Annotated in this window: 21 protein-coding genes; 13 read left to right on the forward strand and 8 right to left on the reverse strand. The window is 60.7% G+C overall.

What is annotated here, in order from left to right:
- Nucleotides 1-84: 84 nt before the first annotated feature.
- From ACI0FG_RS00255 to ACI0FG_RS00280, 6 genes are all read right to left on the reverse strand, one after another.
- A complete protein-coding gene (locus tag ACI0FG_RS00255) occupies nt 85-594 on the reverse strand; it encodes a hypothetical protein (RefSeq protein ID WP_419786558.1) in 510 nt (169 codons plus the stop codon).
- Nucleotides 546-1,163 (reverse strand): hypothetical protein, encoded by a 618-nt coding sequence (locus ACI0FG_RS00260; RefSeq protein WP_419786559.1) that lies wholly within the window; start codon nt 1,161-1,163, stop codon nt 546-548. The genes ACI0FG_RS00255 and ACI0FG_RS00260 overlap by 49 nt, the downstream gene beginning before the upstream one ends.
- A 12-nt stretch (nt 1,164-1,175) precedes the next feature.
- A complete protein-coding gene (locus tag ACI0FG_RS00265; RefSeq protein WP_419786560.1) occupies nt 1,176-2,429 on the reverse strand; it encodes an alpha/beta hydrolase in 1,254 nt (417 codons plus the stop codon).
- A gap of 14 nt (nt 2,430-2,443) precedes the next feature.
- Entirely contained in the window at nt 2,444-4,162 is a 1,719-nt protein-coding gene (locus ACI0FG_RS00270) for an alpha/beta hydrolase family protein (protein WP_419786561.1), read from the reverse strand.
- Between the two features lie 206 nt (nt 4,163-4,368).
- On the reverse strand, nt 4,369-5,313 hold the full coding sequence (locus tag ACI0FG_RS00275; protein ID WP_419786562.1) for a phosphotransferase enzyme family protein: 945 nt from the start codon (nt 5,311-5,313) through the stop codon (nt 4,369-4,371).
- Between the two features lies 1 nt (nt 5,314).
- A complete protein-coding gene (locus ACI0FG_RS00280) occupies nt 5,315-5,863 on the reverse strand; it encodes a hypothetical protein (protein ID WP_419786563.1) in 549 nt (182 codons plus the stop codon).
- Nucleotides 5,864-6,034: 171 nt separating this feature from the next.
- On the opposite strand from ACI0FG_RS00280, the gene ACI0FG_RS00285 reads away from it, so the two are divergent.
- Nucleotides 6,035-7,195: a pyridoxal phosphate-dependent aminotransferase gene (locus ACI0FG_RS00285; protein WP_419786564.1), complete on the forward strand. Its 1,161-nt coding sequence runs from the start codon at nt 6,035-6,037 to the stop codon at nt 7,193-7,195.
- Nucleotides 7,196-8,657: 1,462 nt separating this feature from the next.
- On the opposite strand, the gene ACI0FG_RS00290 is transcribed toward ACI0FG_RS00285, so the two are convergent.
- On the reverse strand, nt 8,658-9,437 hold the full coding sequence (locus ACI0FG_RS00290) for a potassium channel family protein (RefSeq protein ID WP_419786565.1): 780 nt from the start codon (nt 9,435-9,437) through the stop codon (nt 8,658-8,660).
- 125 nt (nt 9,438-9,562) lie between these two features.
- Between ACI0FG_RS00290 and ACI0FG_RS00295 the strand changes: the two genes are divergently transcribed.
- The 7 genes from ACI0FG_RS00295 (at nt 9,563) to rplS (ending at nt 15,373) form a co-directional block, all read left to right on the forward strand.
- Nucleotides 9,563-10,744 carry a cystathionine gamma-synthase family protein gene (locus ACI0FG_RS00295; RefSeq protein ID WP_419786566.1) on the forward strand — a complete coding sequence of 394 codons (1,182 nt, stop codon included), beginning with the start codon at nt 9,563-9,565 and terminating at the stop codon, nt 10,742-10,744.
- A gap of 123 nt (nt 10,745-10,867) precedes the next feature.
- Entirely contained in the window at nt 10,868-12,418 is a 1,551-nt protein-coding gene (ffh, locus tag ACI0FG_RS00300; protein ID WP_419786567.1) for a signal recognition particle protein, read from the forward strand.
- 86 nt (nt 12,419-12,504) lie between these two features.
- Complete coding sequence (gene rpsP / locus ACI0FG_RS00305) at nt 12,505-12,744, forward strand: 30S ribosomal protein S16 (protein WP_419786568.1); 240 nt, start codon at nt 12,505-12,507, stop codon at nt 12,742-12,744.
- Nucleotides 12,745-12,830: 86 nt separating this feature from the next.
- Nucleotides 12,831-13,064: a KH domain-containing protein gene (locus tag ACI0FG_RS00310; protein ID WP_419786569.1), complete on the forward strand. Its 234-nt coding sequence runs from the start codon at nt 12,831-12,833 to the stop codon at nt 13,062-13,064.
- A 6-nt stretch (nt 13,065-13,070) separates the two neighbouring features.
- Nucleotides 13,071-13,700 carry a ribosome maturation factor RimM gene (gene rimM, locus ACI0FG_RS00315; RefSeq protein WP_419786570.1) on the forward strand — a complete coding sequence of 210 codons (630 nt, stop codon included), beginning with the start codon at nt 13,071-13,073 and terminating at the stop codon, nt 13,698-13,700.
- The gene (trmD, locus tag ACI0FG_RS00320; RefSeq protein WP_419786571.1) at nt 13,697-14,992 is read left to right on the forward strand and encodes a tRNA (guanosine(37)-N1)-methyltransferase TrmD; all 1,296 of its coding nucleotides are present in this window, start codon (nt 13,697-13,699) and stop codon (nt 14,990-14,992) included. The genes rimM and trmD overlap by 4 nt, the downstream gene beginning before the upstream one ends.
- A 30-nt stretch (nt 14,993-15,022) precedes the next feature.
- Nucleotides 15,023-15,373 (forward strand): 50S ribosomal protein L19, encoded by a 351-nt coding sequence (gene rplS, locus ACI0FG_RS00325; RefSeq protein ID WP_419786572.1) that lies wholly within the window; start codon nt 15,023-15,025, stop codon nt 15,371-15,373.
- Between the two features lie 742 nt (nt 15,374-16,115).
- On the opposite strand, the gene rimO is transcribed toward rplS, so the two are convergent.
- Entirely contained in the window at nt 16,116-17,444 is a 1,329-nt protein-coding gene (rimO, locus tag ACI0FG_RS00330; protein WP_419786573.1) for a 30S ribosomal protein S12 methylthiotransferase RimO, read from the reverse strand.
- A gap of 97 nt (nt 17,445-17,541) precedes the next feature.
- Between rimO and ACI0FG_RS00335 the strand changes: the two genes are divergently transcribed.
- From ACI0FG_RS00335 to ACI0FG_RS00355, 5 genes are all read left to right on the forward strand, one after another.
- Nucleotides 17,542-19,023 (forward strand): two-component system sensor histidine kinase NtrB, encoded by a 1,482-nt coding sequence (locus tag ACI0FG_RS00335; protein ID WP_419786574.1) that lies wholly within the window; start codon nt 17,542-17,544, stop codon nt 19,021-19,023.
- Between the two features lie 39 nt (nt 19,024-19,062).
- Complete coding sequence (gene rdgB, locus ACI0FG_RS00340; RefSeq protein WP_419786575.1) at nt 19,063-19,671, forward strand: RdgB/HAM1 family non-canonical purine NTP pyrophosphatase; 609 nt, start codon at nt 19,063-19,065, stop codon at nt 19,669-19,671.
- Between the two features lie 4 nt (nt 19,672-19,675).
- The gene (thpR, locus tag ACI0FG_RS00345) at nt 19,676-20,239 is read left to right on the forward strand and encodes an RNA 2',3'-cyclic phosphodiesterase (protein ID WP_419786576.1); all 564 of its coding nucleotides are present in this window, start codon (nt 19,676-19,678) and stop codon (nt 20,237-20,239) included.
- Nucleotides 20,240-20,627: 388 nt separating this feature from the next.
- Nucleotides 20,628-21,800, forward strand: coding sequence for a DNA polymerase IV (locus tag ACI0FG_RS00350; RefSeq protein WP_419786577.1), 1,173 nt, complete (start codon nt 20,628-20,630; stop codon nt 21,798-21,800).
- 136 nt (nt 21,801-21,936) lie between these two features.
- The gene (locus ACI0FG_RS00355) at nt 21,937-23,217 is read left to right on the forward strand and encodes a hypothetical protein (RefSeq protein WP_419786578.1); all 1,281 of its coding nucleotides are present in this window, start codon (nt 21,937-21,939) and stop codon (nt 23,215-23,217) included.
- Nucleotides 23,218-23,253 lie beyond the last annotated feature (36 nt).

Below are 23,253 nucleotides of genomic sequence, written 5' to 3' on the forward strand. Positions count from 1 at the left end.
TTACGGATCAGGTACCATTATTGCGCCGTTACGAAAAGCGGTATTCCTTTTCGGCAGGCCTGGTTGCCGCAGCGATGCAGGTTGTCATTGCGTCGGAAGTGTCAGTTGCAGCGTGGGGTTCTGTTCCGTCTTGTCCATCATGGTGAAGGCGAGCATGACGAAGGAAAAGACCCGCTTGGCCACCAGATCGCCGTCGTCCACCCAGAACCAGTTGTCCCGATACCTGATCGCTGCAAAGGCGTTTGTCGGTTTCGTGCGTGATGACCGGACCATGACGCGGTCGAAAATCCCGTCGCCTCCGTCCGCAAAACCGCCCGGCGAGGCCCGGTGGGAAGCCACATCCTCATCCGGCATATCCATGCGTCCGGCAATGGAGGAGAGCACCTGCGCCAGGGGGAAGGTCTGGAACGAGATGGTCGTGTCGTTCACCTGCATGGACCCGAAACCGATCAGGTGTTTCTCGGCTGCCGGGTTGAGCCCGAGCACCCGTTGGAAGTCCAGAATATTGGCTTTTGTCTCCTTGTCCTTGGCATCACAGGTAAATTTTATGAACAGGTTGGGCCGTTCCTTCCCCTCTGTGCGAATTCGGACCACATCGCGTTTTGGGCCTGGAGCCGGTTCAGCAGGTTCACCGCGCGCGAGAATCCCTCCTCCGCCTGTTTGAAGCCGTCGGCGGCCAGGGATTCGTTGCGCAGACCGTTGATGCTGCGGACGCCGAGCCGGAACAGGAACTCGACCGAAGCGCCGGACTGCACGCTGGCCAGAACGTTGCGCAGGGGCATGGGCGACATGATGCCCCGGAAGAAGTCGTTACCGGTCAGCGGCCGGTAGGTAATGGTTGGCCGGTCCGTATACTTGGCCGACCCTCCTAGCTCGATCAGCGTGGATGCGCTGTTGTTCGGGTTGCTGTACAGGGTCTGCGAGACGCCGAGGGTCCCGCCCGTCTCCATGGAGTAGGAGGTGACGATTTCCCCCACGCTCATGAAGAAGAGCGGCTCGACGTATCGGATCTTGACGATGTTCAGCAGGATCTGCCGCTTCCAGGAGTCCGTGATGGACCTGTTGTATTCGACACGATCCCGGCTGACCCGGGACGGTCCGAGACTGGCGCATCCCGAGAACAGGACGGCAAAGGCCAATAACCCGGCCAGGCATCCACGCATGACGAACTCCGGCTAGTCGAAGATTTCATCCATCCAGTCGAAAACGACCTGGCCGACGATGCTCCGGTTTTCCATGAGGCAATGGTTGGACGCTCCTTCGTCGGAAGGCGTGACCACCATCTTGCTCCGTTTGTCCTGGAATCCGTCGATGGCCGCCTGCTGCTGGCGCTGCACTTCCTTGCTGCGGTATTCGCCCTCGCCCAGGATGATCAGGATTGGTGCCTTGATTTTCCGGGAGTCGAAGGTGTTGCCCTTGTTCGCGGCAATGAGTTCGGACGGCTTGTTCACGCCGTACCGCCAGCAGATGGATTTGACGACATCGCCGTGGAACGAGGACCAGGAATCGATTTCCTTCTGGCTGGCCACGGCTGCGGGCATGACGGCATACAGGGTATAGGCGTCCACCACGGCGGAGCTGATGGCCATGGCCTTGATGCGCGGGTCATGCATGGCGGCCTGGGGCACGAAGAGCCCGCCGCCGCTGATGCCGTATGCCGCAAATTTGCTCTGGTCCACGTCCTTGCGGGTCATGGCGTAGTCCACGACCTTTTTTATGGGCACGTTGGTGTCCGTGCGGAAGACGTGGCCCTCATGGGGCAGCATCCCCTGGCCGGGCAGGTCCACGGTCATGAAGTTGTAGCCGCGCTCATGGGCCTGGCGCTGGATGTAGAAGAACAGGTCCTCAATGAAGGTCTCGCCCCCACCGATTATCAGCAGGGTCTTGGTCGGCTTGCCGGAATTGTCCGCCCGGCGGAAGAAGCCGGGAAGCACCGTATTTTCGAACGGCACCTCGAAGTATTCCAGCGGCGGGTCGAAGAGCGGCCCGGCCAGCTTCATCAGGTTGCGGCATTTCAATCCGCGCTTTTCCAGCTCCGGGTTGTCCGGGAGCATCCCGATGAGCGAGATGCGGTAATAGTAGGCGGCCCGGATCAACTGGTCCCGCGCGCTCACCTTGTGGCCCTTTTTCAGCGATTCCCTGCCCCGTGCTTCCGCACGCCGGGCCACCCCATACCACTCCCGGTGCCAGCTGGGCGCATCGCCGTCCTTGATGTGGGACGCGGCATAGAACGCCTCGCCGATTTCGATTCCGCCGTTGACCGCGGAGCCGAGGACGAGGTTGCCGAAATGGAAGTCCATGTCCCCGTCCTTGAAAAAGTAGTTGAACGAGGTGGCATGGGCATCAAACGCCTTGCCGTCTTCCGTGGCCGGAGCATTGCCCGGAACGAGTAGCACGAGCAGTGCCAGGGAACAAAGTATGCTTTTCATCTTTTGACTCCATTTTACCGCTTTTCGGGCATGGCCCGTTGGTCCAGCCAGTTGAGGATGCGCTCGGCAGAGACAAAGGGCGCGCCGGACTGGCAGTGAAACTGCCCGCCGTGGTCGCCGTTGAATTCGAAGTAGGTCTTCTTCGCTTTCAGGGCGTTGTAGAATTTCTTGGCCTGGGCATTGGACCCGGCAATCTGATCCTGGCTGGAGTTGAGCACCAGCATTTCAGTATCTATCTTTCCGATCACGTCTTTCAGGGTGTATTTTTCAAGCTTTGAGAACAGCTCGTGGGGTGTATCCGCGTCAAAGGTCCAGAGCATCTGGTTGATGAACTGGCTCAGGTCCGGGTGGTCCGCCATCTCCTTTTGGGCAAGCCCATTGACGGTATCCCGGCTTCGGGACTTGCCCACGCCTTTGCGGACCGCCTCCGGGAACTTGCTCATGGTGCCGTCGAATACGCTGTAGACCCCGCCGTCCACGATGCCCCACTTGATGCGTTTTTCAAAGGCAAGGGCGCGGGGTACGAGGTAGCCGCCCATGGAGAATCCGATGATCGCCAGCCGCTTTGGGTCCACGTCCGGCCGTGTCAGGGCATAGTCCACCACCGGGGTGACGACCTTTTCCCAGTCCGGGCGGAAGGGGAGTTGGTCCTTGGCAATGACTTCGCCCTGGCCGGGGCCTTCGTAGATCAGGCAGTTGTAGCCGCGCCTTGCCGCGTGGAAGCCTAAGATGAAATAGAGATCCTCTGCCGTACCGTCCAGGCCGGTCTGGATGAGCAGCAGGGGACGCTTGCCGTCCGGGCCGTCTCCCTTGATGAAGTAGCCGGGCAGCGTTGTTTTTTCATAGGGGATGCGGACAGGCTCTATCCGACCGCCGGAAAGGTCGGCGGCTTTGCGGAAATTCTTGGTGCCCTGTACCCAGGCGAGGTGTTTGCGCGGGTCGTCCCGGGGCAGATATATTTCGCTGGCCCGGTAATAGTTGCAGGCGCGGGAGTATGCCTGCCGGGCGCTGAGGGCATTCCCTGCGGTCTCGAACTCGGTCCCCAGCGCATTCACCCTGCCGGCCATGTCGTTCCAGGCCGCGTACCAGCTCTCCTTGTCATAGTCGTCTATGCGGCTGGTCACGGTCAGGAGTTCGCCCAGGTCGGACCCGCCGGAAGCGATGACGCCGAACCGCCACAGGCACTGGAAGACAAAGGACGGGTCATTGAACTGGAATTTGTTCAGCGCGCGTTCCGCCTTGTCGCGTGGGTCGGTGTTCGGCTTGCCCCGGTAGGTGGTCCATTCGGTTATGCCGCCGCCGATGTAGACCTGACCGGGCAGGGGGAAGTGGGTGTGGATGAACAGCCATTTCCGTTCCACCTTGGCGTGGTCCACCAGCGCGTCGGCCACCGCGTTGAGCATTCCGTGCACGTCGTCGTCGCTGAAGAAACCGGGCACGTACAGGTCCACGAACAGGGGCTTGTCGGTCTCCTTTCCCTCATACACGATGTTGTCGAAGGTCTGCCAATAATAGGTAATGAAGGATTCCTTGATGCCGGTCGCCTTGCTCACGTCCTTGGCCACGGCGGCGAGCACCTTCTGCGGATCGAAACTTACCGGGGGGGATGTGACCCGGACCATGGGATCGGCCGGGTCGATCCCGCCCGATGCTGCGACGGAGTAGGGGAGCATGGCTCCGACGCAGGCAAGTCCTGCGATGATGACTGTGATGAGATACGTTCTGATTGGCATGGCTTTCTTCCCCTTTCTCCTGTCTGATTCCTATGCCCGTTGCGGACAGCTTTTCTTGGATGATAGTTGAGAATAGCCCTGCGCAAACGTCGTTTGTCAAAACTTTGTCCTGTTAAAGAACGTGAAAAAAGAAGCCAACGGGCTGTTTTCATTGAAACAGCCCGTTGGCGGCGAGGAAGGATAAATATAGCCTGAAATGACAGCGGCTACGGCTTGTCCACGATCTGCCGCCAAGCGGGATGGAGGGTGTCGATGGAGTTGGCGAGGAGTGGGATGAGCCGGGATTCCAGGTCGATCATCTCGGTATCACCCCTGCGGAGCCATTCGGACATCCAGGCGAAGCGCATGCCGATGACCAGCTCCGGCAGCAGGGCGAAGCCGGTCGGGTCCAGGCAGCCGCGTTGCCGGAGCGTGCGCAGCAGGGTGGGGGCCAGCCCGTTGACCAGGGCCTGCGGGTCCTCGATGGCGATGCAGCCCAGGCAGTTGGCGGCATCGAACAGGGCCGGACGCATTCCGGCGAACTCCCAGTCGATGACGGCGGCCACGTCCGACCCGCGCCAGATAATATTGAGCGGATGGAAGTCTCCCTGACAGAGGGATTCCGGCAGTTCCCCCCATGCCTCGAATAGCGGCGCGAGCACGGGCAGGGCGTGGGCCATTGCTGCATGTACATCTGGCCTGCGGGGGCGCACGGTCTCCAACAGGTCGTTGGCGTAGTCTTCCAGTATGAAGCGGGGGGCCGTATCAAATTCATGGATGCTTGGTGCCGCTTCTTGCAAATCGGCCAGAAAGGTGCCGAGGGCCACACCGCGCGAGGCGTGGTCCACATAATCGGGCCGGGGGAGCGGATCGCCGGGAACATAGGGAGCGGCCTGCCAGATGCCGGCCGGCCCTTCGGCAGTATACCTTCCGTCCGTGCTCGCGTGGTACGCGGCCACGGGCAATCCGGCCTTTTTCAGGGCGGCTAGTGCGCGGCCTATCCGTTCCCGCCGCTCCTGTTGGCCTGGCTTGAGCCGTTCCAGCACCCAGACATGGCCGTCGGTGTCCTCCACGGCGCAGCGTGCGGCGGACCGTTCCGGACTGCCGGACAGGGGGATATCGGCCCGGACCCTGGCCGGGGTCAGGCCGAAAAGAACGAGGTTGTCCTTCATATTATTCGGTTCCCAGCCCGAAGGCGGTCCGTAGTTCGGCCATATGGCTGCGGATGACGGTCTGTTCCGAGGCAGGGACCATGGCGTTCACGTCCGTCCTGATGGTCTGGCACTGTTTTTCCGCTTCGCCGCCCAGGGCGTCTTTCATGGCCTGCTGTTGCGCTTTCGGCATGGTTTCCAGTTGTTGCTTCATTTCTTCCATGGTCCGCTCCACCTGTTCCAGACTGAGCATGGCCACGGCGTGGCCGTAGACATAGGCGAACCGTTGGTCGCTCCAGCCGGTCTTGCGAATGGCCTCCTGTGCCTGGGCGGTCAGTTCGTCGCCCGTCACGGCCGGGTTTCCGGCGGCCATGCCCGGGATGTTCGGCAGATCGGCCAGGAACTTTCTGAATTCCTCATCCGTGAATGGCGGCTCCGCTTTGGGCGTATTCGCCTTTTGCACGGCTTCGGATGCCGGGACAGACTGTTCTGATTTCGATGTATCATCGCTGCACCCGGTGGTGAGCAACAAGGCTGCCAGCAGGGTAAGCAGCAATATTATTTTTTTCATGGCAATGCGGTCGGGTTATTGGGTTGTTGCGGTCCCCGGCCCTCCGCCTGCACCGATACGGGACCAGCGTTTCGGGGGGCGGAAAAGTGTGCCGGGGTTTTGTTTTCCAGGGAAGTCATATACCGTGTTCCCTGATTATATTCCACCTTTTACCCGGAAGAAGGATTGCCCATGTCGCTGAAAGTGAGCCGCCGCCGTCATTTGGTGGCCCAGTCGGAGATTCGGAACATGACTTTGGAATGTGCCCGTGTGGGCGGCATCAATCTGGCCCAGGGGGTATGCGATCTCCCGGTGCCCGAGCCGGTGCTGCGGGGCGCGGCCGAGGCCATGGCCGCCGGGACGAACATCTATACCCGGTTCGACGGGCTTGCGCCGCTGCGTCAGGCCATTGCGGCCAAGCAGGAGCGCTACACCGGGATGCGGGTCAACCCGGAGGGCGAAGTGGTGGTTTCCGGCGGAGCAACGGGCGCATTCTACGCCGCCTGCCTCGCCTTGCTCAACGAGGGGGACGAGGTCGTGGTTTTCGAGCCGTACTACGGATACCACAACGTGACCATGGCTTCGCTGGGCATCAAGCCGACCTTCGTCACCCTGGAGCCGCCCCATTGGAAATTCACGGCCGAGGACCTGGAACGGGTCGTGACCGGGCGCACCCGGGCCATCATCTTGAACACGCCGTCCAATCCGGCAGGCAAGGTCTTTACCCGCGAGGAACTCACTCTGGTGGCGGACTTTGCCGAGGCCCACGACCTGTTCGTGTTCACGGACGAAATTTACGAGCACTTTGTTTTTGACGGCAGAAAGCACATTGCCCCGGCCACGTTGCCCGGCATGGCCCGGCGCACCATCACTATCTCAGGCTTCTCCAAGGTCTTCGCGGTCACGGGCTGGCGGTTGGGCTACGCAATCTGCGATCCGGAATGGGCGTTGCCCATCGGGCATTTCAACGATCTGGTCTATGTCTGCGCCCCGGCGCCGCTGCAAATGGGCTGCGCCAAAGGTCTGGAAGAGCTGGGGGACGACTACTACCAGGGCGTGGCCGACGATCATCAGCGCAAGCGGGATTTGTTCTGCGCGGCCCTGCGGGATGCGGGCCTCACGCCCAATGTACCGGAGGGGGCCTACTATACGCTGGCGGATATCAGCTCGCTGCCGGGGAGTACGGCCAAGGAGCGCGCCCTGTATTTGCTGGAAAAAACGGGTGTGGCCTGCGTGCCGGGATCGGCCTTCTACCGCGGCCCGGTGGGGGAAACGCTGGCGCGTTTCTGTTTTGCCAAGGAGATGGATGTATTGGAGGATGCCATGGCGCGGTTGCGGAGGGTGGGGGCCTGACCGGCCGGGTGATTTCTCTTCTTTTCTTTTTTGAGGAGAGAGAAAGCCGGGTTTGAAGCCTGCGGCTTCAAAAGCCCTCCAAATGCCCTACGCGGGCGGCGGTTCTTTTTGCTGGGCCAAAAAGAACCAAAAAGGCCTTTGGGGGTAGCTTGGCCGCCTACGTGTTTCGCCGGAAGCATCCGCTCCAAGCGGGACGGCTCCATCTCAGGAAAAGTATAGTGCCGTTTCTCCGCGAACAGACCGAGGTTACCGCCAACCTACCGGGTGGCTGACGGGAGCCGCCTTACCCGCTTGGTCGGCTGCTAACCGCCGAAACACAGGGCTGGTGTCAGCGAATTTACTGTTACGCTTCCGAGACCAGATGGTTGTCTTCAGGACCTTCTTTTGCGGATGTTCAGGCTCCTGCTTGCCTTAATGGCGAATAGCCAAGCTGCTTCGCAGAAGCCCTGCGGTGACGCGGCTTAGAAGCTGACCAAACGGCCGGAGCGAATCTTGGCGGCCCGGCGTTTTCTGCTTCCCGGCCTTGAGACGCGGGAGCGCAGGCCGTTTGGATCAGATTCTTTGCCCGTCACCGGGGCGCTGGGCATGGCACTCCAAGAGCGCTTTTTGGTTACTTTTGGGCGCTCTGGTCCAAAAGTAACTCGCACCTTTAGGGTGCGAAACCCTCTGATATAAATCCCGCCGGAGGCGGTTCAGCTTCTGTTTTTTGTCTTTCTCTTCAGCTTCTGCTTTTGCCTTTAATACCAAGAGCAGAGAGCCGGGTTTGAAGCCGTTCGGCTTCAAAAAACCTCCAAATGCCCTACGCGGGCGGCGCTACTTTTTGCTGGGCCAAAAAGTAGGAAAAAGGCCCTTGGGGGTAGACTGGCCGCCTACGTGCTTCGCCGGAAGCCTCCGATCCAAGCGGGACGGCTCCATCTCAGGAAAAGTATAGTTCCGTTTCTCCGCGAACAGACCGAGGTTACCGCCAACCTACCGGGTGGCTGACGGGAGCCGCCTTACCCGCTTGGTCGGCTGCTAACCGCCGAAACACAGGGCTGGTCTCAGCTAATTTACTGTTACGCTTTCCGGGGCTTGAACATTTTATTCAAGATTTTCTTCTGCGGATGTTCAGGCTCCTGTTTGCCTTAATGACGAATAGCCAAGCTGCTTCGCAGAAGCCCTGCGGGGACGCGGCTTAGAAGCTGACCAAACGGCCAGAGCGAATCTTGGCGGCCCGGCGTTTTCTGCTTCCCGGCCTTGGGACGCGGGAGCGCAGGCCGTTTGGATCAGATTCTTTGTCCGTCACCGGGGCGCTGGACATGGCACCCCAAGAGCGCTTTTGGGTTACTTTTGGGCGCTCTGGTCCAAAAGTAACTCGCACCTTTAGAGTGCGAAACCCTCTGATATAAATCCCGCCGGAGGCGGCTCAACTTCTGTCTTTCTCTTCTTCCCAATAAAAGAAACAAAATGTCGGAACCGCCAGCTACCCCTCGCTGGCGTCCCCGCCACTCACCCCGCGTGTGATGATTCCGATCATCAACCCAAACATCACATAGCTGACCATACTCTGGAGGATGAGCATCAGCTTGCCGTCCCAAGTAACGGGCACGATGTCGCCGAAACCGAGAGTGGTCATGGATACTACCGTATAATATAGGGAATCGAGAAACAGTTCGCTCGCGGCATAGCCGAACTGGAAGGGTCGGGCCACATCCAGCATTATATGCAATACCTCCAGCGAGGCGTTGACCAGGGTGAACCCGGCCAGCATGGTCAGATAGATGCGGGCCAGCTCCGCCACATCGACCCAGGTGGCGTTGTTGCCCGGCCGAAGAATGCGCGTCAGGTACTGGGCGAAAAGGCGCAGATGCCCGAACAGGATGATCAACACCACGCAGGTCAGCAGCAGGATTCCCTCGCTGCGCAGGCCGAAAAGAATGTCGGACACACCGGCCGTGAAGCCGACGATCATGCGGTAGAGCAGGACGCGCGGGCCATAACAGGCCCCGGTTTGCCAGGAGCGGCTGCGGGCGCGGCTTTTGATCCGCCAGTGGTAGAGCGCCATGAGCAGGGCAACGAGCGCGCCGTTGGCAAGGCTGACGGCGACGTCCGCTCCGTCGATTTCCCCATCGAGCAGGGAACGCAGGTCCAGGGGCGGCAGGGTATAGCGGAGAAGGTACAGGGAGAGCACGCCCAGAAAAAGACTGGGCACGAAATGGGTGAAGGCCACCCGGCGAAAGGTCGGTTCGGCGGAGCAGGTCATGGATTCTCCCGTGTTTAATGATTTTTTGCACAAAGAATCCAGCCGCGCAAGGATGTGGCGAGACATATCGTTGTTTCCCTTGTCGGTTTCTGATAGTGGACCCGAAAACCAGAGAGGAGCGTCGCATGCGTGACGAAAGGACAGTTGGGACCGGCACCCGGTCTGTCTGGGCCGGGGAGGACAGGCTTTTTGAGGGCAATGCCACGCAGGTGCCTGTGGTGCATAGCGTTTCCTTTGCCTATGACGACCTGGACGAGTGGCTGGACGTGTCGCTCGGCAAACGGCCCGGCCATATCTATACCCGGAACACCAACCCCACGGTTGAGGTGTTCGAGGAAAAGGCGCGCATCCTGGAAGGGGGCGAGGCTGCCGTCAGTGCGGCCAGCGGCATGGGCATCATCTCCGGTGCGCTCTTCGCCCTGCTCGGCCAGGGAGACCGCGTGGTTTCGCTCAAGGATACCTATGGCGGGACCAACCGGCTGTTCACGGAATTCCTGCCTCGCCAGGGCGTGAACGTCACCTTGTGCGATACCACTGATTTCGACGCCATCGAGGTCGAGGTGGCCAAGGGGTGCGACGTGCTCTACCTGGAGACGCCGACCAACCCGACCATCAGGATAGTGGATATCGAGCGGCTGGCAAAAGCGGCCCGCGAGGCCGGGGCCATTACGTTGGTGGACAACACCTTTGCCACGCCGATCAATCAGAACCCGCTGGCGCTGGGGGCGGATGTCGTTCTGCACAGCGCCACCAAATTCATGGGCGGCCATGCCGACGCCCTGGGCGGGCTGGCTGTCGGCCCGGCTTCGCTTATCAAGAAAATTTATGCCTACCGGGAGATTGCGGGCGGCGCGCTGCATCCCATGTCCGCCTATCTGCTGCTGCGGGGCATGAAGACCCTGCATCTGCGCATCGAGCGGCAGAATAGCAACGCTCTTGAGATCGCCCGTTTTCTGGAAGCGCATCCCGGTGTGGAAAAGGTCTTCTATCCGGGGCTGGAGTCCCATCCCGGCCACGATATCGCGGTGCGGCAGATGCGCGGGTTCGGCGGTATGCTCAGTTTTGTGACCAAGGGCGGCACGCTGGAAGACGCCGGACGGGTGCTCTCCCGTTTGCGGCTGGCCCGGCGTGCGGCCAATCTCGGTTCGGTGGAGACCATTGCCGGTATCCCGGCCACCACAAGTCATGTGGAATGCACGGCCGAGGAGCGGGCTGCCATGGGCATCCCGGAGAGTCTGATCCGCTATTCGGTGGGCATCGAGGATGTGGAGGATCTGAAGGCGGATCTGGATCAGGCCTTGTCATAGCGGGGCGCGAGGAGGCTCGCCCCTTGACTATCCGGGCCGTTTGGCTTAACAAACCTCCTCTTTGCCCGCGTTGGATGGCTAGTCTGCGCGTGTACAAAGAATAAAATCAGGGAGATGGAACTTTTGTTCGAAAGCCTGCAAGATAGACTGGGCGCTGCGTTCCAAAAATTCAAGGGACAAAAGCAGCTCACCGAAGAAAACGTCAAGGAAGGATTGCGTGAGGTTCGCCTGGCGCTGCTGGAAGCCGACGTCAACTTCAAGGTGGTCAAACAGTTCGTCGACCAGGTGAAGGACCGTGCCCTGGGTGAAGACGTTCTGAAAGGCCTGGAACCCGGCCAACAGGTGGTCAAGATCGTCAATGACGAATTGATCGAACTGCTGGGCGGCGAACAGAAGGGCGTGGACGTCAAGGCCAAGCCCCTCAAGATGATGATGGTCGGCCTTCAGGGTTCCGGTAAGACCACAAGTTCCGGCAAGCTCGCGCTGTTCCTGCGCAAGCAGCACGGCAAGAAGCCGTACCTTGTGCCTGCCGACGTCTACCGCCCGGCCGCTATCGACCAGTTGAACACCCTGGCGCGGCAGCTGGATGTGCCGGTGTACCCGTCCACCACGGACATGGACCCGGTGGACATCTGCCGGGACGCCATGGCCAAGGCGGAAGAACTGGGCTGCGACCTGATCCTCTTCGATACTGCGGGCCGCCTGCATATCGACGAGGGACTGATGGGCGAGCTGGCCAACATCAAGGCAGCGTGCGAGCCGCAGGAAATTTTGTTTGTCGCCGATGCCATGACCGGCCAGGACGCCGTGACCGTGGCCGCGGCGTTTGACGAGAAGCTGGACATCACCGGCGTGGTGCTGACCAAGATGGACGGTGACGCCCGAGGGGGCGCGGCCCTGTCCATCAAGAGCGTGACCGGCAAGTCGGTCAAGTTCGTCGGTGTGGGCGAAAAGCTCTCCGAGCTGGAACTCTTCCACCCGGATCGCATCGCCTCCCGCATTCTGGGCATGGGCGATATGCTCACCCTCATCGAGAAGGCGCAGGGCGAGATCGATGAGGAAGAGGCCCAGGCCATGGCCGAAAAGATGGCCAAGGCCGAGTTCGATTTTGAAGATTTCCGCTCCCACATGCGCAAGATCAAGAAGCTGGGGAGCATGGAAGGGCTGCTCAAGATGATTCCCGGGATGGGCAACATCATGAAACAGCTCGGCAAGGACGCCCTGCCTGAGGATGAAATGAAGCGCACCGAGGCGATCATTTCCTCCATGACCATGCAGGAGCGGCATCAGCCCAAGCTCATCAACCAGAGCCGCAAGGAACGTATTGCCAAGGGCTCCGGTGTGAAGGTCAAGGACGTGGACGGGCTCATCAAGAACTTCAAGCAGATGAGCAAGGTCATGCAGGCCATGATGGGCGGCGGCGACGCGAAAAAGAAGAAGGGCTTGTTCGGCAAGTTGCCCAAGCTGCCCGGTATGGGTGGCGGTATGCCCGACCTGGGCGCGCTGGGCGGCATGGACGGAATGCCCGGCGGAATGCCTGGTATGCCGGGAATGCCCGGTATGGGAGGGCCCGAGGATGACGGCGGCAAGCGGACTATTTCCAAGAAAACGCTCAAAGAGCGCAATCGGAAAAAGCTGAACAAGAAACAGAAAAAGAAAAAGAAAAAGAAGTAGGCTGAAAAGGCGACGGCGTCTTTCAAATATATTATTGCCATAATCTCGGCAAAAACGTATTAATAGAATATTGGGAGAACAGTATCATGGCTATGAAAATCAGATTGACTCGCATGGGTTCCAAGAAGCGTCCCTTCTACCGCGTGGTTGCCCTGGACAGCGCCATCCGCCGCGATGGTCGTCCGGCCGAATACCTCGGTCACTACAACCCGATGGTTGAGCCCAACGAAATCCAGCTCGACATGGAAAAGATCGAGAAGTGGCTGGCCAACGGTGCCGAGCCCAGCAACACGGTTCGTTCCCTGCTGAAGAAGGCCGGCAAGTAGCTTAGGCAAAGCTCCTGCGTCCGGATTCTTCCATTTGGCAGCTCATGTTCAAGGCGCGACCGCCGCGCCACACGGAGGTAGACGTCATGCTGAAAGAGATGATCGAGTACATTGCCAAGTCCTTGGTGGACAACCCGGACGAAGTATCCGTTTCGGAAGTCGAAGGCGAGCAGACTTCAGTTATTGAACTGAAGGTGGCCAAAGAGGACCTGGGCAAGGTCATCGGCAAGCAGGGGCGTACCGCCCGTGCCATGCGTACTTTGCTCGGCGCTGCCTCCACCAAGGCTCGTAAACGCTCCGTTCTCGAGATACTCGAGTAGTCAGCCATGCCTGAGCGCCGCCCCAAGGGATTCGTATCCCTGGGCGGAGTGGCCAAGCCGCACGGAATTCGCGGGGAGTTTTGCATACGTAGTTATGCGGACTCCCCGTCGATTTTCCTTGACGTTCCCGCCCTGTATCTACAGGAGGGTGGCCGTCCGCCCAAGGCCTTTACCGTCCGCTCCGCAAGGGAGCACAAGGAATTCGTCCTGCTTACGCTGGACGGAGTGACCGACCGTGACCAGGCGGAAGCCCTGCGCGGCCGGACTGTTCTTGTGCGTGAGGATGACCTGCCCCAACTGGAAGAGGGAGAACACTACCTCTACCAGATGATGGGCTCTCGCGTCGTGCTCGAAGACGGGACCGAAATCGGCACGCTGGAGCATTTCTACGAGAACGCGGCGCAGGACACCTGGGTCATCGTGGATGGCAAGGAGCGGGAAATCCTGTTGCCCGCCGTGCCGGAGTTCGTGCTCGACGTGGATCTGGACAGCGGGACCATTGTCATCGCCCCGCCCGAAGGATTGCTCGACCTCTACCTGAACCCCGAAGCGCACGCCAAGAGCCAGGATGCGCCCGAGCCCACTGCCGACGGCGACAAAAAGCGCCGCCGCAAACCTGCCAAGAAGCGGTCATGAATTTCCACATCGTCTCCATCTTTCCGCACTACTTCGAATCTCCGCTCTCTTCCGGGCTGATGGGCAAGGCCGTGGGAAACGGACTGGTCAATCTTGACCATGTGGACGTCCGCCATTTTGCCGGGGGCGTGCACAAGTCCGTGGACGACCGTCCCTTTGGCGGCGGACCGGGAATGCTGCTCAAGCTCGATCCCATGGTCAAGGCCCTGCGCTCCATCAAGACGCCGGGCCGGATGCTCATGCTCTCGCCGCGCGGCAAGCCGCTGACCCAGGCGCGGGCGCGGGCGCTCTCCGCCGAGTCGGACATCACCCTCATCTGTGGCCGCTACGAGGGCATCGACGAGCGCGTGCTGGACCTCTTTCCCATAGAGATGGTCTCGGTGGGCGACTTTGTGCTCAACGGCGGCGAGGCGGGCGCGGTGTGCCTCATGGAAGCGGTGGCCCGGTTGCTGCCGGGCTTCATGGGCCATGACGAATCCGGCACCGAGGAGTCATTTTCCGCCGGGTTGCTGGAATACCCGCATTTCACCCGGCCCGAGACCTTTGAAGGGCTGGACGTGCCCGACGTGCTTCGCTCCGGCGACCATGGCAAGATCGAGCAGTGGCGACGGGAGGAGTCCCTGAAGCTCACGCTGGCCGCACGGCCCGACCTGCTGCCCACGGCGTCGCTCACGGTGGAGGACGTGGACTATCTCCGCTCCCTCACCCACGACCGGCCGGGCCGCAATCTCTTTCTCGCCCTGTGCCACTATCCGGTGGTCAATCGGTTCGGCGAAAAAGTCGCTGTATCCGTGACCAACCTGGACCTGCACGACATGGCGCGCGTCACTCGCAGCTATGGCCTGGGCGGGTTCTATGCCACCACGCCCATCCAGGATCAGCAGGCCCTGGCGCGGGACCTGCTCGCCCACTGGACCGGGGGCGCGGGGGCCGAGGCTAACCCGGATCGGGCCGAGGCTTTTTCCAAGGTCAAGATTTTTGACGACATTGAGGCTGCGGTCCTTGACATCGAGGCGCAAACAGGGCAATGTCCCCGCCTCGCGGCCACGTCAGCAAGGCTGGACCGCCGCTTGCGCGCCGAACCCTCGCTCACCTTTGGGGAAGTGAGGAAATGGCTTGAAATTTCACCGGTTTTGCTTGTCTTCGGAACCGGCCATGGGCTGGCCGAAGAGGTCCTCTCCAAAGCGGAAGGGATTTTACGGCCGGTCAGATATTTGGATACATACAATCATCTGTCCGTACGGAGCGCGATGGCGATTATCGTGGATCGGTTGGTGGCGGATGAATATTAGTGTTATTTCGAGGAGCTAAGGAGAATTACCATGAGCATCATCAAACAGATCGAAGCCGAGCATCAGCGTCTCGACATCCCCACCATGAGGGCCGGTGACACCGTCAAGGTTCACTACCGTATCATCGAGGGCGAAAAAGAGCGTATTCAGGTTTTCCAGGGTGCAGTCCTGCGTCTGCACCGCGGTACCACCAACGCCACCTTTACCGTCCGCAAGATTTCCGACGGTGTGGGAGTGGAGCGTGTCTTCCCGACCAACTCCCCCTTCATCGACCGCGTGGAAGTGGTCAGCGAAGGTAAGGTCCGTCGCAGCCGCATCTACTACCTGCGTGGCCTGCGCGGTAAGGCCGCCCGCATCAAATCCAAGCAGATCTGGGAATAATTTTCGGATAAGCGGGCATCTGCACCGCCGCTCCCGAAATCAGACACCTCGCGTATTAAGATACGCTTCGGTCCCTGATTCCGGTCGCGTCGGCACAGCTACCCCACTTCTCCAAAAATTATTGATGCGATAGCACGAATATCCAGCCCGGAGCGTCGAAAGATGCTCCGGGCTTTCGTGGGTGGTTTGACGGGTAGCCTCCGGCAATGCTTGTCAGTGGTGCCGCGTCGCCGGTGGGGCGTCTCCGACGGCCAGGGTGCTCCCTGGACCCGCCAAAGGCCATAGTCTTTGAAATCCATTCGCCGCTTGCGCGTATCCCGACAGTCTATCCATGCCTGTCGGGACGGACGGCTTCGCCATCGTGGTTGGTAGGGGGGAGGAGAAAAGGCAAGGCTGATTCCCGCTTACCACCCCGCCTCTGCCCATGGTTGAACCGCCGTTACGACAAGCGGTTCAATTCACTTCCCCTCGGCCCCACGGTGGGGGTTACCGTCCGTAAAGATTTGAAGGGTCCGCTTTCCGTCCCGAAAGGGCGGAAAGCGGACCCTTCCAAGATGTGCGGGCCGCATAGCCTGGGCCAGCCAAGCCTCCCACTCAGCTCCCACAACTCACAAGCTACTCCCCCGCGCAGCGGCCAAAGGATTCTCAAGGCCATAGCCTTGAGCAGGTCCAGGGCAGCGCCCTGGTCTCCACGAAGTGGTCCCCCGGAAGGGCCGCCGGAGGCATCCCCATTACTATAGTATTATACCAGACCCGACAGGTCGTAGGTTTCGGTCCGGTCGATTTCCACGTTCACGATGGTGCCGGGGGTGAGTTCCTGCTCGGGCGGTGCGGAGACGTAGGTGATGCCGTCCACTTCCGGGGCCTGGAACCATGTGCGGCCAGTGTAGAGGCCGGGCCACTCCTCGGACGGGGCTTCGATGAGCACGGGCAGGGTCTCGCCCTGATACTGGGACAGGATGTCGGCGCTGATGGAGGCCTGGAGTTCCATGACCGCGTCGCGGCGCGCGAGTTTGATCTCGTCGGGTACTTGGTTGTCCAACTCGGCGGCCGGGGTCCCTTCTTCGGCCCAGTAGGGGAAGACGCCGAGGTTGTGGAAGCGGGTCTCCTCGACGAGACGCAACAGTTCTTCGAAGTGGGCGTCGGTCTCGCCGGGATAGCCCACGATGAAGGTGGTGCGCAGGGCGGCGTCCGGGAAGAAGCTGCGGACGCGGTCGATGACGCGGCGCGGATTGTGGGCAAAGGGGCGGCCCATGGATGAGAGAATGTCCGGGTGGGCGTGCTGGAGCGGGATGTCGAAATAGGGGAGCAGAGGCTCGCCCAGGTCGCGCATGAAAGTCAGCAGGTTTTCGGTGAGCCCGGCCGGATAGAGATACATGAGCCGCAACCACTGGAGCGAGGGGATGGCGGCGAGGCGGGGGAGCAGCTTCATCAGATTGTCGCCGTTGGTCAGGTCCGATCCATAGGCGGTGGCGTCCTGGCCCACGACCACGATCTCGGGCACTTCGGCGGCGAGCTGTTCGGCTTCGGCGACAAGGAAGTCCACGGGCCAGGAGCGGTGGGGTCCCCGGATGGAGGGGATGGTGCAGAACCGGCAGTTGTGGGAGCAACCCTCGCTGACCTTGAGGTAGGCGTAGGCCGGGGCGGTGGAAACACGGCGCGGCAGTCCTTCCTCCGGGGTGAGCGGCAGGGCTTCGGCAACCATGCCGGGCCATTTTTCGAGTTCGTCGGTGGAGAGCCAGAGGTCCACCTCGGGCAGTTCCGACTTGAGATCGTCGCGGTAGCGACTGACGAGGCAGCCCGCTACGGCGAGCAGGGGCTTGCTACCGGACTCTTCGGCGGATGTGTTTGCGTCCTCGACCGCTTCGAGGATGGTGTTGACCGATTCCTCAATGGCGGGCTGGATGAAGCCGCAGGTGTTGATGAGCACGAGATCCGCCTCGGCGGCGGAGTCGGCCGGAACCATGGCGCGGCCCAGTGTGCCGAGCAGCCGTTCGGTGTCCACCCGGTTTTTGGGGCAGCCCAGGCTGACGGTGTGTACGCGTATGGGAGAATCTGTCTTTGGCGCCATTGCATTATCCTTTGATATGGGGACCTGAATACTGTAGGCTTGACTCTCCATCCATGGTGCGCCACGGCGGCACATACGCTCGGGAAGGAGGTCCTATATGTCAGTATCCTACCTCGACGACAAACGGTATGTCATCGGTGTCATCGGCGACATCCCGGCCTTACTGACATTTTGGCAGATGTTCAAGGACCAGACGAACGATCAGGTCCTGCGGGATATCGGCGTGGTCGCGGCCGCGCTGCCCGGCGAGAGCGTGCTGCCGGATACCCACGACGGCGAACGCCGCATCCCTACTTATGCGGGATACAAGGCCATGTTGGAGAATCATCCTGAAATCAACATGGTCATCGAGGCCACCGGGCGGGCGCAGCTGGTGCATGAATTGCGCGACTGGCTGCCTGCATCGGTAACGCTGGTGGAGCGCGGCGCGGCCACATTTTTCATCAACCTGCTGGCCACGGACAGAATATGGGTGGCCTGCAAGGCGGACCTGCTGCACACCCAGAACATGCTCAAAACCATCGTGGACCAGATGGATCAGGAAATTTTGTTTCTGGATCGCGACGGCGTGATCGTGGGGATGAACAAGACCCTGACGGACCGCATGGGCAGGCCCAAGAGTTCGATCATGGGCCACTCCTATCGGGAGGTGATTCCGGGCATTGATAGCCCGGAAGCGGGATATGACCGGGAGCCGTTCGCTTCGGTCCTGAAAAAGCTTGTTCCGGCCGAGACCGTGACCAGGCAGATTGGCGAGGACGGCCGGGTACAGTATTTTCGCATCTACATGTTCCCCATCTTTGATGAGGACGGCGTGAGTGTGAACCACGTGGTCGCCCTGCGGCGGGACATCACCCAGCGGACCTTTACCGAAAACCGGTTGCAGCAGGCGGAAAAGCTGGCGTCCATTGTCGAGCTTTCCTCGTACATGGCCCATGAGATTCGCAATCCGCTCTTCACCATCTCCGGCTTTGCCAATTCGCTGATGCGGACCGAGGGACTGGACGAGGGTGCGCGGGACAAGCTTTCCATCATCCTGAGCGAGTCCCGGCGGCTGGACGAGATTCTCAAGGCGCTGATGAACTTCACCCGGCCCACCGAGGCGCAGGAAGCGGAGGTGAACATCAACGCCATGGTGGAAGCGACCATGGATGTCATGCGGCTGCCCTGCGACAATCAGGGCGTGGAGGCGATTGTTTCCCTCGACGAGTCCGTGGCCCTGGTCCGGGCCAATCCCGATCTGATCAAGCAGTGCCTGATCAATCTCATCAAGAATGCGCTGGAGGCCATGCCGGACGGCGGCAAGCTCTATGTGACCACGACCATGCACCGCCGGTTCGTGCTGCTTTCGGTGGAGGATACCGGCGTGGGCATCCCGGCCGAGATTCGCGACAAGATATTCAGCCCGTTCTTTTCCACCAAGGGCAAGGGCGCGGGGCTGGGGCTGGCGCAGACGCACAAGATCATCGACGAGATCGGCGGCGAGGTGGACATGGCCAGCCGGGAAGGCGTCGGCACCAAGGTATCGCTGCTCCTGCCGCCCCTGCTCAAGGTTGCGGAAACCGTCGCGGATGGGTAAGGACAACCCCCTGAACAACCTATCAGGGAGATGCCGCCAATGGATGCCATCGTTTTAGCTACCCACAACAAGGGTAAGATTCGCGAACTTTCCGTCATGCTCGAACCGTTCGGTGTCACCGTGCGGTCGCTTTCCGAATTTCCGGAGATCGGGGAAATTCCCGAGACCGGGGAGACCTTTCTGGACAACGCGCGCATCAAGGCGAGCACGGTTGCCAAACTGACCGGGCTGGTTGCCGTGGCCGACGACTCTGGCATTGAGATCGACGCCCTGGACGGCCGTCCCGGCGTCTACTCCGCACGCTATGCGGGCGAACCTTGCGACGACAAGGCAAATAACGACAAGATGCTGGCAGAGATGCAGGGCGTGCCGGACGAGAAACGCACGGGCCGCTACCGCTGCGTCATGGTCGCCCAGGCCCCGGGCGGCGAGGAGATTCACGCCGACGGCTCCTATGATATCCGCGTGGGCCACGATTTTCGCGGCAGGGGCGGCTTTGGCTACGACGTTATCGTCATAGATCCCGAAGACGGCTGCCATGTGGCCGAGCTGGACCCCGAGGTCAAGAACGGCCGGTCCCACCGAGGCAAGGCCATGCGCCGACTGCTCGCCCAGTGGCCCGATTTCTGGGCCAAGGTAAACGGATAGCAATATGCCCCGGCTCTTCGTCGGCATCCCGGTGCCCGGCGAATGCCGGGACGTGCTGGACGAAATGGCCCGTGCCCTGGCAATGGGCGCGGGCGGGGCGCTCAGGAAGACGCGGCCCGAGAATTTTCACCTTACCCTGCAATCCCTCGGCGACACCCCGTACGATCGGGTGCAGGCCGTGGCCGAGGCTCTGGCTTCGGTCGAGTTCAACACCTTTCGGTTGCGTCCCGGTCCTGTCGGCTGCCTGCCGGACTGCCGTTGCCCGCGCGTGCTGTATGTTGGCGCGGAAGAAGGCGAGGCTGCCTGTGTCGATCTGGCGAACAAGGTTCGGGACGCTATGGACGCCTTTGGCTATGAGCGCGGCCGACGGTTCCTGCCGCATTTGACTTTGGGCCGGATAAAAAAGCCCGGAGAAATGGATTGGGCCGGACTTGTGGCCGGATGCATCAAGCGTTCGTCCGCTTTTGCCGTGGACCGGTTAGTGCTTTGGCAAAGCGAGCTGCCCCCGGACGGGCCGATCTATTCCCGACTGCGGGAATACCCGGCGGCGGGTGTACTTTTGAGATAGGGACGTTTTTTCATCGTGGCGAGGAAGCTGGATATGGTGGACTGGGTTATGCCCACCTTTGCCTGAATGGCGCTGGCACACACATATCCCTTACCTTGCGCTCCTTTTCGGGGAGATGGCGCATGGGCGGAAAGTGGGCTTCCGGCTTCTTGAGCCAGACCAGGACGTCCAGCCGGACGGGGTTGTCCTGGGCTTTGTGATGGCAATCATCTCCGATTGCATCGGATATCCATATATCGCTTTTTGTCGATGTCTCAAACACAGCATCCGTATTGGTGGGGAGAAACGTGTACCGCTCGGAAAGGTGAATGCCCGAATGGGTGACTACGTTCGCCGAAAGGCGGTGCAACGGGTTGGCACCCGCCTGCTACCTCGGGTATGATGGGATATGCAGCCTTGGATTTTACATATAGACATGGACGCCTTTTTTGCGTCGGTGGAGCAGCTGGACCAGCCGGAACTGCGCGGCAAACCCGTGGTGGTGGGCGGCACGTCCGACCGCTCCGTGGTGGCGGCCGCCAGTTATGAGGTGCGCAAGTTCGGGGTGCGCTCGGCCATGAGCATCGTCAAGGCGCGCAAGCTCTGTCCTGATCTGGTCATCGTGTCGGGGCGTATGAAACGGTACAAGGAAATTTCGCGTCGGGTCATGGCCGTACTCGGAGAATTTTCTCCCCTGGTGGAACAGGCCAGCGTGGACGAGGCCTATTTGGACGGCACCGGCCTGGAGCGGCTCTTCGGCCCGGTGGAGGAATTGGGCCGCCGCATCAAGGAGCGGGTGCGCGAGGAAACCGGACTGAACTGCTCGGTGGGCGCGGCCCCGGTGCGCTTCCTGGCCAAGATCGCCTCGGATCTGGACAAGCCCGACGGGCTCTCGATCATTCGCCCGGAGGAAATAGCGCCGTTTTTGAGCACCTTGCCTGTGGGCAAGGTGCCGGGCGTGGGCAAAAAACTGGTGGAAACCCTGACGCGGATGCGGGTGCGGACCTGCGGCGACCTGCTCAAGCGTGACCGTGCCTACTGGGAGGAAAAGCTGGGCAAGTACGGCGGCGTGCTGCACGACCGGGCGCGGGGCGTGGACCCCAATCAAGTGGAGCCGGTGGGTGCGGCCAAGAGTTGCAGTGCGGAAAATACCTTTGAGGCCGATACCTCGGACCGGGAGGAGCTGACCCGCTGGCTGCTGGCCCAGTCCGAAAGGGTGGGCGCGGACCTGCGGGCCCACGGCTACAAGGGACGCACCGTGACGCTCAAGGTGAAGTATGCGGATTTCAGCCAGATTACCCGCAGCCGAAGCCTGCATTCCCGCACGGACAACACGACGCTCATCTTCGAGACCGCGCGCGAACTGCTGGCGGAACTGGAGCTGCGGCGGGCCGTGCGCCTTATTGGCGTGGGCGTGTCGAATTTCGAGGCCCGCGCCCGGCAGGTGACGCTTTTTGAGGAAGCGCCGAGGTTGGAGGAAGCGACCAGCGAACTGGATCGGGCGGTGGACAGGGTGCGCGAGCGGTTCGGTTCCGGCGCGGTGACGCGGGTCGACCTGCTCGGTTTTAAAAAAAGAAAGTAAAAAGCCGTTTCTTCCCGGCAGACAGGTCCCGACCGGTATTTCTTGCCAAATCGGTGGAACATTACTACATAGACTTTTTGAGGGAAGTACAACCGCCGTCCGGCGGAAACACGTCATCCGTTTGATGAAGGGGATCATGAATAAACACAAGAATACGGTGATGCTTGCCTTTGTGCTGCTTTTCGCCGCCCTCCTGTGCGCGTTTCCGGCCCTGGCCGAGGACGACCCGGAAGGGATCATGGAGGTTAAACTCTCCAAGAATCCCGAACCGCTTGCCAAGCCTGTGGAGCAATCCATAGACTATCTTTTCACGCTGCTGGACGACAAGGGCGCGGCCATGGATGTTTCCGCCGTCGGTCCCATGCTCGACTTCGTTATCGACGGACCGGCCGACCCCAAGGACATCAATCCGGCCCGCAGGTTTGGTGGCAAGGGCATCTGCCTGCGCCAGGATGTTTCCACCAATTTGGATACCATCCTGCGTTACTTCTACAATCCGGATATTCCCAACTTCCTGCTCTGTCCCGCCGTGCTCCGGCTTTCCGGCTGGCGAGAGGGCAGCGAGTTCCTGACCCGGCCCACCCATCTCTGGGATGATCTCAAGACCCTGGACACCCCCGTACTGGTGCGTGGCAGGGAATTCGAGGTCAACACGCCCGACTCCTTTGCCGAGGCCTATTATAAGTATGATCTGGATCGGCTCATCATTTTGCTCAAGTATCGTGGCAAGAAGGTGGCTATTTCCATCTCCGAACAAAAAAATGACTCGGACGTGGGTCGCAAGGGTGCCATTCTGGACGACAGCCAGTGGGAATATTTCTATTCCGGCATCGAAGGGCTGAACCGTGGTCTTATCGGCTGGATGGACACCTTCATGTACAAGTCCGCTTCGGTTCAGGTCTTCCTGGAGCGGGACGCGGACGCGCCAAAGAGCACGGTGTTTCTCTTCAAGTGGCTCAATGCCGGCTGGCTTGGGTCCAACGTGGTCAAGCGCAAGCATATCTATGACGGCAGCATGCGTTACGCCCGGTCGTTCTGCAAAGTGTTGGAGTCCTCCAGCCTGACGCCCGAGGAGATGGCGGCACAGATCAAGCCTGTGCTGAACATGAACAACGCCGAAGTGGATGCCAGGATTCAGGAATATGCGCGGAATTTCGAGATCCGGTTCAAGGACAGCCCCAAACTGAAGCAGCGTTCTTATGCCAAAATCGTTGCCGACGGCGGCTATGCCAAGGTCCTAAACAACGAGGAACGGCGTTCCGTGCTGGCCTTGCAGAAGCTCAAGGCGCTTGTGGGCATGGAAACCCTGGTTGACTTGGGGTCGCCTGTGGCCGTCGCGCCAGCTGCCCAACCTGCGGAGCCCCAGCCTGTAGCCACCCCGGAGGCGGCCGAGCCGGAGGCCAAGCCGGAGAGCTAGCCAAAGCCTCCGTTGCGGGATACATTGGCGGCACGT

This window comes from Pseudodesulfovibrio sp. 7M6 (genome assembly GCF_050058625.1).
Taxonomy (GTDB): domain Bacteria; phylum Desulfobacterota; class Desulfovibrionia; order Desulfovibrionales; family Desulfovibrionaceae; genus Pseudodesulfovibrio; species Pseudodesulfovibrio salinus.

Bases quoted from the DNA above. Each gene is read 5' to 3' on its own strand.
- ACI0FG_RS00350 (WP_419786577.1), top strand. From the start codon at position 20,628: ATGCAGCCTTGGATTTTACATATAGACATGGACGCCTTTTTTGCGTCG.
- ACI0FG_RS00280 (WP_419786563.1), bottom strand. From the start codon at position 5,863: ATGAAAAAAATAATATTGCTGCTTACCCTGCTGGCAGCCTTGTTGCTC.
- ACI0FG_RS00270 (WP_419786561.1), bottom strand. From the start codon at position 4,162: ATGCCAATCAGAACGTATCTCATCACAGTCATCATCGCAGGACTTGCC.
- rdgB (WP_419786575.1), top strand. From the start codon at position 19,063: ATGGATGCCATCGTTTTAGCTACCCACAACAAGGGTAAGATTCGCGAA.
- ACI0FG_RS00355 (WP_419786578.1), top strand. From the start codon at position 21,937: ATGAATAAACACAAGAATACGGTGATGCTTGCCTTTGTGCTGCTTTTC.
- trmD (WP_419786571.1), top strand. From the start codon at position 13,697: ATGAATTTCCACATCGTCTCCATCTTTCCGCACTACTTCGAATCTCCG.
- ACI0FG_RS00335 (WP_419786574.1), top strand. From the start codon at position 17,542: ATGTCAGTATCCTACCTCGACGACAAACGGTATGTCATCGGTGTCATC.
- ACI0FG_RS00260 (WP_419786559.1), bottom strand. From the start codon at position 1,163: ATGCGTGGATGCCTGGCCGGGTTATTGGCCTTTGCCGTCCTGTTCTCG.
- thpR (WP_419786576.1), top strand. From the start codon at position 19,676: ATGCCCCGGCTCTTCGTCGGCATCCCGGTGCCCGGCGAATGCCGGGAC.
- ACI0FG_RS00265 (WP_419786560.1), bottom strand. From the start codon at position 2,429: ATGAAAAGCATACTTTGTTCCCTGGCACTGCTCGTGCTACTCGTTCCG.
- ACI0FG_RS00285 (WP_419786564.1), top strand. From the start codon at position 6,035: ATGTCGCTGAAAGTGAGCCGCCGCCGTCATTTGGTGGCCCAGTCGGAG.
- ACI0FG_RS00310 (WP_419786569.1), top strand. From the start codon at position 12,831: ATGCTGAAAGAGATGATCGAGTACATTGCCAAGTCCTTGGTGGACAAC.
- rimM (WP_419786570.1), top strand. From the start codon at position 13,071: ATGCCTGAGCGCCGCCCCAAGGGATTCGTATCCCTGGGCGGAGTGGCC.
- rplS (WP_419786572.1), top strand. From the start codon at position 15,023: ATGAGCATCATCAAACAGATCGAAGCCGAGCATCAGCGTCTCGACATC.
- rimO (WP_419786573.1), bottom strand. From the start codon at position 17,444: ATGGCGCCAAAGACAGATTCTCCCATACGCGTACACACCGTCAGCCTG.
- ACI0FG_RS00275 (WP_419786562.1), bottom strand. From the start codon at position 5,313: ATGAAGGACAACCTCGTTCTTTTCGGCCTGACCCCGGCCAGGGTCCGG.
- ACI0FG_RS00290 (WP_419786565.1), bottom strand. From the start codon at position 9,437: ATGACCTGCTCCGCCGAACCGACCTTTCGCCGGGTGGCCTTCACCCAT.
- ACI0FG_RS00295 (WP_419786566.1), top strand. From the start codon at position 9,563: ATGCGTGACGAAAGGACAGTTGGGACCGGCACCCGGTCTGTCTGGGCC.
- rpsP (WP_419786568.1), top strand. From the start codon at position 12,505: ATGGCTATGAAAATCAGATTGACTCGCATGGGTTCCAAGAAGCGTCCC.